The organism is Phenylobacterium sp., from assembly GCF_037138395.1.
Lineage (GTDB): Bacteria > Pseudomonadota > Alphaproteobacteria > Caulobacterales > Caulobacteraceae > Phenylobacterium.
In genome coordinates, this window is sequence record NZ_JBAXIM010000101.1 from 1 (window position 1) to 9,493 (window position 9,493).

A 9,493-nucleotide genomic window follows, 5' to 3' on the forward strand; every position below is an offset into this window, starting at 1 on the left:
GGTGGACAGGCGGGAAAGGACGGCGGCGGGGTCGGCGTCGAGGTCTTCGGCCCGGGCGATCAGGACGTCAGCGGGGTCGAACAGGGAGAAGAGGCGCTCGACCTGGTCGCCGTAGAAGCCGCGCTCGACATAGGAGACCTCGCGGTGGAAGCCGAAGGGCTCGGCCTCGAAGAGGCGCTGGCGGCCCCGGCGGATGCACCAAGCGAAGGGCTGGGTCTCCGCGCCCCGGGCGGTCTCCATGCGCCAGTGGGACCAGGCCCTCTGCACCGGGTCGCGCAGGAGGAGGACCAGGCGCACCCCCGGGCAGGCGGCGGCGATCCGCTCGAGGGCACCGGGCCAGTAGATGTAGATGGGCGTGGCCTCGACGCGCACGCCCGGCCGGTCTGGAAAGTGGGCAGCATAGGCGGCAAGGTCTGGCGTGGGAGCCGCCGGGTCCTCGACGTCGAAGGCATGGACCTCCTTGACGTGGGACCGGACAAAGGCGGGATCGTCGCCCAGATAGTCGAACAGGGCGGTGGTGCCGGCCTTCTGGGCGCCGATGACGATGAGGTCGACGGGCCGTTCAGGCTTCATTGGCGCAAAGCTTCGGGCTAAGAGGAATTGCGCGCAGGCGGCGCGCCAGAGGGATGCAGAGCGTCTTGACCCAATCCGACAGTCCCGCGGCGGGCATGAAGGCGGTGATCCTGGCCGGCGGCCTGGGCACCCGGATCTCCGAGGAGAGCCACCTGCGGCCCAAGCCCATGATCGAGATCGGCGGCCGGCCGATCCTCTGGCACATCATGAAGCTGTACTCCCACTTCGGGGTCCGGGATTTCATCGTCTGCCTCGGCTACCGGGGCTACATGATCAAGGAGTATTTCGCCAACTACGTCCTGCACAATGCCGACCTCACCGTCGACCTGGCCAAGGGCGCGGTGGAGTACCATGCCACCCATCACGAGCCCTGGCGGGTGACCCTGGTGGATACCGGGGCCGAGACCATGACGGGCGGGCGGCTGAAGCGGGTGGCGGGCTATCTGGAGCCGGGCCAGCCCTTCTTCTTCACCTATGGCGACGGGGTGGCGGACGTGGACATCGGCGCCCTGGCGGCCTTCCACAAGTCGCATGGGCGGCAGGCGACGGTGACGGCGGTCTCGCCTCCCGGCCGCTACGGGGCCCTGGACATCAATGACGGCGCGGTGCGGCGGTTCGTGGAAAAGCCCCCCGGGGACGAGGGCCTGATCAACGGCGGATTCTTTGTCCTCCAGCCCGAGGTGGTCGGGCGGATCTCAGGCGATCCCATGCCCTGGGAGTCCGAGCCCCTGCAGGGCCTGGCCGCCGACGGCCAGCTGATGGCCTTTCCCCATTCGGGCTTCTGGACCGGCATGGACACCCTGCGCGACAAGAACAACCTCGAGGCCCTGTGGGCGTCGGGCCAGGCGCCCTGGAAGCTGTGGTCCTGACCCGCCCCGATTCCGCCTTCTGGGCCGAAAAACGGGTGCTCCTGACCGGGCATACCGGCTTCAAGGGCGGCTGGACGGCCATCTGGCTGGCGGCCATGGGGGCAAAGGTGACGGGCCTGGCCCTGGCGCCGGACCAGCAGCCCGCCCTGTTTGATCTGGCGGACGTCGGCGGGCTGGTGGAGTCCCGGATCGCTGACCTGCGCGATGCAACCGAGGTGGCCCAGACCCTGATGGCCGCCCGGTTCGACCTGGTCCTGCACATGGCCGCCCAGCCCATTGTGCGCACCGCCATCGCCGACCCCGTCGCCACCTTCGCCGCCAACATCATGGGCACGGCCCACCTGCTACAGGCCCTGCGCGACCGTCCGGGCCTGGCGGCGGTGCTGGTGGTGACGTCGGACAAGGTCTACGCCAACGCCGAGACGGGCCGGGCCTTTACCGAAGGCGACGCCCTAGGGGGCAAGGATCCCTATTCAGCCTCCAAGGCGGCGACGGAGATCCTCACGGCCTCCATGGCGCGCAGCTATTTCGACCGTGCCGGCGTACCGGTGGCCACGGCCCGGGGCGGAAACGTCATCGGCGGCGGCGACTTCTCCCGCGACCGGATCGTGGCCGACATCGTCCGGGCGGCGGCGGCGGACGAGGCGGTGGTGCTGCGCCATCCCGAGGCCACCCGGCCCTGGCAGCACGTGCTGGACTGCGCGGCGGGCTATCTGGTCTATCTTGAGCGGCTGGCCCAGGACCCGGCGACGCCCCGGGCCCTGAACTTCGGCCCGGCGCCGGGCGGGGCCGAGGTGACGGTGGGCGAGCTGGCCAGCCGGGCGACGGCGGCCCTTGGAGGGCGGCCCTGGCGGCATGAACCCGACCCCGGCTCCCTGGAGGCCAAGGCCCTGGGCATAGACGCCAGCCTGACCCGAAAGGTGCTGGGCTTCGAGAGCCGGCTGGCCGCGCCCGAGGCCATTGACTGGAGCATGGAGTGGTACCGCCGGCAGGCGGCCGGCGAGCCCGCCCTGGCCCTGTGCCACGAGCAGATCGCGCGCTATGAGGCCCTGCCATGACCGCTCCTGCCTGCCGATTCTGCCGCGCGCCCCTGAGCCAGGACTTCCTGGACCTGGGCCTCCAGCCCCTGGCCAATGCCTACCTGACGCCCGAGCAGCTGGCGGCGGGGAGCGAGAAGACCTATCCCCTGCGCACCCGGGTGTGTGGGTCCTGCTTCCTGGTCCAGGCCGATGATCCCGTGCCGGCGGGCGAGATCTTCGACGACGGCTACGCCTATTTCTCGTCCTACTCCGAAAGCTGGGTGGCCCATGCCAAGGCCTATGCCGAGGCCATGGCCAAGCGGTTCGCCCTGGGGCTGGACTCCCGGGTCATCGAGGTGGCCAGCAATGACGGCTATCTTTTGCAGCACTTCGCAGCCCTGGGCGTGCCGGTGCTGGGCATAGAGCCCACGGCCAACACGGCGGCGGCGGCCCGGGACCGGGGCGTGCCCACCGAGGTGGTCTTCTTCCACGAGGCCACGGGGAAGGACCTGGCGGCCCGGGGCCTGACCGCCGACCTGATGGCTGCCAACAATGTCCTGGCCCACGTGCCGGACATCGGCGACTTCGTCGGCGGCTTCCAGCATGTGCTGAAGCCGGAGGGGGTGCTGACCTTCGAGTTCCCGCACCTGTTGAACCTGATCGAGCAGGTGCAGTTCGACACCATCTACCACGAGCACTTCTCCTACCTGTCCCTGCTGGCGGTGGAGACGGTGCTGAAGGCCAAGGGCTTGCGCCCCTTCGACGTGGAGCTCCTGACCACCCATGGCGGGTCGCTACGGCTGTTCTGCTGCCGGGCGGAGGCGTCCCACGCCGAGACCGAGGCCCTGAAGGCCCTGCGCGCCCGGGAGGCGGCAGCGGGCCTGGATCGCCTGGAGACCTACGGCGGCTTCACCTCCCGGGTCGAGGCAGTGCGGACGGCCTTCCTGGCCTATCTGGCGCAGGCCAAGGCGGCGGGCCGGAAGGTGGCGGCCTATGGCGCAGCGGCCAAGGGCAACACCTTCCTCAACTACGCCGGGGCCGGGGCGGACAACATCGTCGCCTGCTTCGACGCCAACCCGCACAAGCAGGGCCGGTTCCTGCCGGGTAGCCACATCCCCATCCTGGCGCCCGACCAGATCGACGCGGTGCGGCCCGATGACCTGCTGATCCTGCCCTGGAACCTGCGCGAGGAGATCATGGCGCAGACGGGGCGGATCCGCGCCTGGGGCGGCCGCTTCGTCACCGCCTCGCCCGAGCCCCGGACCTGGGACTGATGCGCTTTTCGCCCACCCCCATCGCCGGCGCCGTGGTGGTGGACGTCGATCCCGTGCAGGACGAGCGGGGGGCCTTCGCCCGGCTCTACTGCCCCCGGGCCTTCGCCGCCGCCGGCCATCCCTTCTCGCCCACCCAGACCAGCCTGTCGCGGAACACGGCGGCCTTCACCTTAAGGGGCATGCACTTCCAGCCGGCACCTTTCGACGAGGGCAAGCTGGTGCGGGTGGCGCGGGGACGGATCTTCGACGTCGCCCTGGACCTGAGGCCGGCCAGCCCCACCTTTCGCCAGTGGACGGGGGTGGAGCTGAGCGCCGAAACGGGCCGGGCCCTCCTGATCGGCCGGGGCCTGGCACACGGCTTCCTGACCCTGGAGGCCGACACCGACGTCGTCTACGAGATCGACCGCTTCTTCGAGCCCGGAAAGGGCGAGGGGGTGCGCTGGAACGACCCGGCCTTCGGCATCGACTGGCCGGCCGAGCCCCGGGTGATGTCGGACCGCGACGCCACCTGGCCAGACTTCAAGCCGGCCTGACCGTGGCCCGGATCCTCCTGACCGGTGCCAGTTCTTTCACCGGCCTCTGGATCGCAGAGGCCCTGGCCGCGGCCGGGCATGAGGTGGTCGCCACTCTAACGCGGGAGGCTGAGGCCTATCCGGGCCTGCGCGGCGAGCGGGTCGCCCGGCTGGCCGGCAGCGCGGCGCGGGTGTTCGCCGCCCCCCTCGACAGCGACCGGTTCCGCGACCTCGCCCGCACAGGTCGCTTCGATGTTTTCGCCCACCATGCGGCGGACATTCCTGGCTATCGCTCCCCCGACTATGACGCCGTGGCCGGCGCGGCGCGGAACCTGGCGGGCGCCGAGGCGGCAGTACGGGCCGCCGCAGCGGGCGGTTGCCGGGCCCTGATTTCCACAGCGACGGTCTTCGAGCCCGGGGAGGGCGGTGAGGGTCCCCACGCCCCGGCGGTGAGCCCCTACGGCATCTCCAAGGGCCTGACCGGCCAGGCCCTGGCGGGCTTTGCGGCACAGGCCAGCCTGGCCTTTGGCCGGTTCGTCATCGCCAACCCCTTTGGCGTGCTGGAAGAAGGCCGGATGGGCTGGTCCCTGTTCCAGGCCTGGTTCCGGGGCGAGCCCGGGCGGGTGCTGACCCCGGCCTATGTCCGCGACAACCAGCCCGTCCCCGACCTGGCGGCGGCCTATGCCCGGCTGGCGGAGCGCCTGCTGTTGGCGGGTGAGCCCGTGAAGTTGGACGCCCGGCCCTCCGGCCTTGTGGGGACCCAGGGCGACTTTGCCCGGCGCCTCGCCGCCGAGGCCGCCCCGCGTCTGGGCCTGGCCTGTGACCTCGTCCTGAATGACCAGGTCGACTTTCCCGAGCCCCGGGTACGGGTGAACGCTGAGCCCTGCCTGCCCGCTGGCTGGACCGGCGAGGCCTTCTTCGACGCCTACTGCGCCTACTACGCACGCCTGGCGGCGGAGGGGCGGCTCAACGGGCCGGCGTGAGGTCGGCTCAGAAACCGTAGCGGCGGAGGTAGGGCAGGCCATCGAGGCTGGTCGGGAAGGGGGCGTCCGGGCCCTCCAGCTGGGGAATGTCGTCGGGAACCCTCATCCCTTCCGGAAGCGCGACGATGTTGAAGTCGCCGGTCAGGGTCGCCTTGTCGCCGTTCCGGGGCGCGGTCCGCGTGGCGAAGGGCACAAACAGCCAGTGGAGGGTGTAGCCGGCCTCGAAGAAGACCCGGATCGTGCTCCGCGCCACCGCCTCCTGCTTGCGGTCGGCCTCGGCGATCCAGGCTGGCCGCACCCGGGTGAGAAGCTCGCCCGCCCCGCGCAGGACTTCGGGCTCGAAGCCCTGCAGGTCCATCTTCACGACCCGGATCAAATTATGGACCGGGGGGGGATATCGTCCAGGCGAGTGACCCTGACCCGCTCGTTGCTCACCCCCGGGGATCCGAAACCGAGCCCGCCGAAGTTCAGGCTGGCGTCCAGGGCCGCCATGGGAAAGTCGGTGAGGGACTCCTCGCGGCCGAGGGCAGCGTGGATGGGCTCGACATTGAGCAGGTCGTTGGCGATGGCGTTGGCGGCCAGCAGGTGGCTGATCCACCTCTGGGCCTCGTAGGCCATGACCCGCCAACCGGGCCGGGCCTTGGCGAAGGGCAGGGCCAGGGAGCCGATGTTGGCGCCAGCGTCGATCATCACCCCCGAGGGCTGGGGGGCGAGGTGCAGCAGGACGTCGAGTTCGACCCGGGAGAATTCACCGAAGGTCCGCAAGGTGGCGCCGACCACCGTGTCGGAGGCCGGGAACCGGAAGTCCAGGTCGTAGGCCCGGGTGACGTCGAGCCCGCTCATGCCGCCAACCCCGCTCGGTCGCCCGTCACTTCCGCACCGGCTCGGCCATGACTCGCTCGACCATGGCGTGCCAGTCGGTGGAGAAGCCCCGGGCGTCCCGCAGGGGGCTGGCGGCGAGCCGGTCTCGCAGGGTGCGGCGGAGGTCGCCGATCCGGGCCGGGTCGGCCGCCAGGCGCACGGCGATATCGACGTACTCGTCGGTGGTCCTGCCCACGAGGTCGCCAAGGCCTGCATTGTTGAGGATGGAATAGCTCATCCGCTCGAAGACCGCGTCGCCGACCCGGGCCACCACCGGAACCCCCATCCAGAGGGACTCGCAGGTGGTGGTGCCGCCGGTCTGGGGGAAGGTGTCCAGGGAGATGTCCATCTGGTTGTAGAAGGGCAGGTGGCGGCCCCGGACGGTCTCGAAGACGACCCGGTCGCCGGACACGCCCTGCCCCTCGAACACCGCCCGGATGTTGGCGGTGAAGGTGGGGGTGGTTCCTTCGGGCCGGACGAACATGAACTTGGAGCCCGGCGTCCCGGCCACGGCCTGTGCCCACGCCGCGACGCTCTCGCGGGTGTACTTGTAGGGGTTGTTGGCGGTCCCGAAGGTGACGTAGCCGTTGCGCTCCACCGGGGCGACAGGGTCCACCGCAGGCTGCTCGCGGAAGGCGCGCTCGCCCATGGCGTACCAGGTGTGGGCCAGCAGAAGGGGTTTCTCGATCACCATCCTGGGGTCGGGCGGGTTCATCCAGGGGTCGAGGACCAAATAGTCGATGGTCTCGGGCCCGGCGGAATGGGGATAGCCCACCCAGCTCGCCTGCCTGGGGGCCGGCCGGTAGGACATGACCGACAGCTTGTTCATGTGGGTGGTGGCGCCCAGCTCGAACAGCATGTCGAGATTGTCGTCGGCGATCAGCTGGGCCGCCTCGCGGTCGGTGATGTCCTTGTGCCAGCGAAAGCCGTCGACCCACTGGGTGATGTGCTTCTGGGTGGGGTCTTCCTCGCCCTGGTACCAAGAGTAGCAGAACACCTCGAACCGGCTGCGGTCGTAGTGCTCGAACAGGGGCAGGGCGAAATAGGCTACCGGATGGCCGCGCAGGTCCGAGGACATGTAGCCCACCCGGATCTTGCCGCCGGGCGCCCGCGGCGCCGGGTGGGTGATGGGCCGCCGGACGGCAGCGGCGTCGGCCAGCCGGCCCCAGATGCGGTGCTGTTCGACCAGCTCCAGCCGGTCCTCCTCGGTGCGGACCCGGGCGAGGTGGGCCATGAGGGCCGTGTGTCGTCCGGCTTCGGCCCAGGTGCGCCCGACCTTGGCGAAGCTGCCGAGGGCCTCGAGCCGGTCATAGTCGGCGACGCGGACGAGCAGTTCGTAGATGACCTTCAGGTTGCCGGGGGTCAGCTCGGCCTGGTCGAGGACCTCCACCATGGTGCGATAGGCGGCCTCGAGGTTTCCGCCCTCGTCACCGGTCCGGTCCCGGCCCAGGCTCTCGGAATAGGTGATCCGATAGTCGACATTGTCGGGCGCCAGTTCGATGGCCCGGCGGAAGTGTTCGTTGGCCCGGGCGCGGTCGTAGTCGGTCAGGGCGCCGGCCAGCTGGAAGTGCAGCCAGGCGGCGTCCGGCGTGACCTTGAGCATGTCCAGCATGAGCTGCTCGGCCTCGCGCATGCGGCCGGACCGGCGGAGCATGGACAGGCGGGCCTCCTGCAGGCGGGCGTCGCCGGGGCAGGCCTTGAGACCCCGGTCCAGGGCCTCCAGCCCCTCCACCGGACCCCGGGCGTCAGAGGCGGCAGCCGACAGGTCCAGCCAGGCATCCGCCATGTCCGGCTTCATCCGGGTGGCGAGGTTCAGCCGCTGGATGGCCTTGTCGAAGTCCTTGGCGAACCAGTGGGCCCGTCCCAGCTGGCGCTGGTGCTCGGCGTTGGAGGGGGCACTGCGGACCAGCAGCGAGAAGACCTTGATGGCCCGGCCATCCCGGGCGTCGTTAAAGACATTGCCGAGGTTCTGCTGGATGGCGTCGCTGCGGGGGCTGAGCCGGGCGGCCTTCTCCAGGGCCTCGATCGCCTCCGGATAGCGCTTCAGGCGGCGCAGGGCGACGCCGAGGATATTCCACAGCTCCGGGTCCCGGGAGTGCCGCTCCACCGCCCTGCGCCCGACAGACTCGGCCTGGGCGTAATCGCGGTCGCGCACCAGGATGGCACCGAAGTTCCGGTAGACCGCCGCCGGGGCGTCGGGATCGGCGTTGAGCTGGTCTGCTGTGAGCCGCTTTCCCTCGTCGCCCCGCCCAGCCTGGAAGGCGGCTTCGGCTTCAGCGAATCGGTTGGCGGACATGGAGGCTCCGGAAAGGTCAGCCCAGGGGGCTGGAGTCGGGAGCCAATCTAGGCTGGGCCGACGCGTGCGACAATCGCCGGCGGGCTATCGCTCAACCTTGGTGCCTCGGATAGGGATATCTCCAGACCGTCAGCATACCTTCACTCAAACGTCATACCGGTGGCGCGTGATGAGATTTTAGGTCGTAATCGTGGACCCCGTGCCGCAAAACCCGCCAAGCCCCAATCCCGGCACTCCCCCGGTCACCGCACTCTTGGTTGCGGCGGCCCTCATGGGGCTTGCCGGGGTGTGGGCGCTGGCCGGCAAGGACGCCCTCGATCTTGCCCTCTTCCTGTTCGCCGGCGCGGCGGGCGCGGTCTATGCTGCCCGTCAGGTCCGCTTTCCAAAGGCGCTGCAGCGTGACCCCGGGCCGGACCCCAAGACCCAGCAGGCCCTCGAACGCGCCGAGGCCCAGGTCTCGGTCCTGCTCGATGCCGGACCGGACCCCCTGCTGGTGATTTCCGGTCGGGAGCCCGATGACCTCAGTACCCTTCGGATCGAGCGCGCCAACGCCGCCGCCCGGAGCCTCTTCCGGATCTCGGGCCCACCGGCCCTCCTGGTTTCCGTCCTGAGGGACCCGGAGGTCCTCTCCGCCGTCGACGAGGCGCTCTTCGGCGGTGTCGAGGCCCGCTGTACCTTCACCTCGGGGGCCGCCCAGGAACGCAGCTTCCAGGTCCGGGCCCGGCCCATGGCGGCCCAGGACGACGCCTTGAGCCGGGCTGTTCTGGTCTTCCGGGACGAGACCGACCTGCGTCGGGCCGAGCGCACCCGCGCCGACTTCCTTGCCAACGCCAGCCATGAGCTGCGTACGCCCCTGGCCTCGCTGAGCGGCTTCATCGAGACCCTGAGCGGACACGCGCGGGAGGACCGGGAGGCGCAGGATCGCTTCCTCGGGATCATGCGCAACCAGGCCGAGCGGATGGGCCGCCTGATCGACGACCTCCTCTCCTTGAGCCGGATCGAGCTCAACGAGCACGTGGCGCCGCGCGGACAGACGGACCTTGCCCTGGCCGCCGCCGACGTGGTGGATGCCCTCGGACCCCAGGCCAAGCTACGCGGCGTGGGTC

At 70.3% G+C, this 9,493-nt stretch carries 10 protein-coding genes; 6 read left to right on the forward strand and 4 right to left on the reverse strand.

The window, feature by feature from the left end:
• Nucleotides 1–573 (reverse strand): hypothetical protein (locus WCJ52_RS09015; protein ID WP_336902972.1); only part of this gene is annotated, 573 nt, incomplete at its 3' end.
• A 65-nt stretch (nt 574–638) separates the two neighbouring features.
• Between WCJ52_RS09015 and rfbF the strand changes: the two genes are divergently transcribed.
• From rfbF to WCJ52_RS09040, 5 genes are read left to right on the forward strand one after another with little or no spacing between them, the layout of a single operon-like run.
• The gene (rfbF, locus tag WCJ52_RS09020; RefSeq protein WP_336902973.1) at nt 639–1,442 is read left to right on the forward strand and encodes a glucose-1-phosphate cytidylyltransferase; all 804 of its coding nucleotides are present in this window, start codon (nt 639–641) and stop codon (nt 1,440–1,442) included.
• Entirely contained in the window at nt 1,403–2,500 is a 1,098-nt protein-coding gene (rfbG, locus tag WCJ52_RS09025; protein ID WP_336902974.1) for a CDP-glucose 4,6-dehydratase, read from the forward strand. Before rfbF ends, rfbG begins: the two co-directional genes overlap by 40 nt.
• Nucleotides 2,497–3,735 (forward strand): class I SAM-dependent methyltransferase, encoded by a 1,239-nt coding sequence (locus WCJ52_RS09030; protein WP_336902975.1) that lies wholly within the window; start codon nt 2,497–2,499, stop codon nt 3,733–3,735. Before rfbG ends, WCJ52_RS09030 begins: the two co-directional genes overlap by 4 nt.
• Nucleotides 3,735–4,268: a dTDP-4-dehydrorhamnose 3,5-epimerase gene (rfbC, locus tag WCJ52_RS09035; protein WP_336902976.1), complete on the forward strand. Its 534-nt coding sequence runs from the start codon at nt 3,735–3,737 to the stop codon at nt 4,266–4,268. The genes WCJ52_RS09030 and rfbC overlap by 1 nt, the downstream gene beginning before the upstream one ends.
• 2 nt (nt 4,269–4,270) lie before the next feature.
• Nucleotides 4,271–5,230, forward strand: coding sequence for an NAD(P)-dependent oxidoreductase (locus tag WCJ52_RS09040; RefSeq protein ID WP_336902977.1), 960 nt, complete (start codon nt 4,271–4,273; stop codon nt 5,228–5,230).
• 7 nt (nt 5,231–5,237) lie between these two features.
• Here WCJ52_RS09040 and WCJ52_RS09045 read toward each other — a convergent pair whose 3' ends face one another.
• The 3 genes from WCJ52_RS09045 to WCJ52_RS09055 are packed head-to-tail and all read right to left on the reverse strand — an operon-like array spanning nt 5,238 to nt 8,387.
• Complete coding sequence (locus WCJ52_RS09045; protein ID WP_336902978.1) at nt 5,238–5,594, reverse strand: hypothetical protein; 357 nt, start codon at nt 5,592–5,594, stop codon at nt 5,238–5,240.
• A gap of 8 nt (nt 5,595–5,602) precedes the next feature.
• Entirely contained in the window at nt 5,603–6,073 is a 471-nt protein-coding gene (locus WCJ52_RS09050) for an FkbM family methyltransferase (protein ID WP_336902979.1), read from the reverse strand.
• 25 nt (nt 6,074–6,098) lie between these two features.
• Nucleotides 6,099–8,387, reverse strand: a complete 2,289-nt coding sequence (locus WCJ52_RS09055) for a tetratricopeptide repeat protein (protein WP_336902980.1) — start codon at nt 8,385–8,387, stop codon at nt 6,099–6,101.
• Nucleotides 8,388–8,658: 271 nt separating this feature from the next.
• On the opposite strand from WCJ52_RS09055, the gene WCJ52_RS09060 reads away from it, so the two are divergent.
• The coding region (locus WCJ52_RS09060) for a histidine kinase dimerization/phospho-acceptor domain-containing protein (protein WP_336902981.1) at nt 8,659–9,493 on the forward strand (835 nt) is incomplete at its 3' end.

Coding starts and splice junctions, on each gene's coding strand:
- WCJ52_RS09050 (WP_336902979.1), bottom strand. CDS start 6,073: ATGAGCGGGCTCGACGTCACCCGGGCCTACGACCTGGACTTCCGGTTC.
- rfbC (WP_336902976.1), top strand. CDS start 3,735: ATGCGCTTTTCGCCCACCCCCATCGCCGGCGCCGTGGTGGTGGACGTC.
- WCJ52_RS09030 (WP_336902975.1), top strand. CDS start 2,497: ATGACCGCTCCTGCCTGCCGATTCTGCCGCGCGCCCCTGAGCCAGGAC.
- WCJ52_RS09055 (WP_336902980.1), bottom strand. CDS start 8,387: ATGTCCGCCAACCGATTCGCTGAAGCCGAAGCCGCCTTCCAGGCTGGG.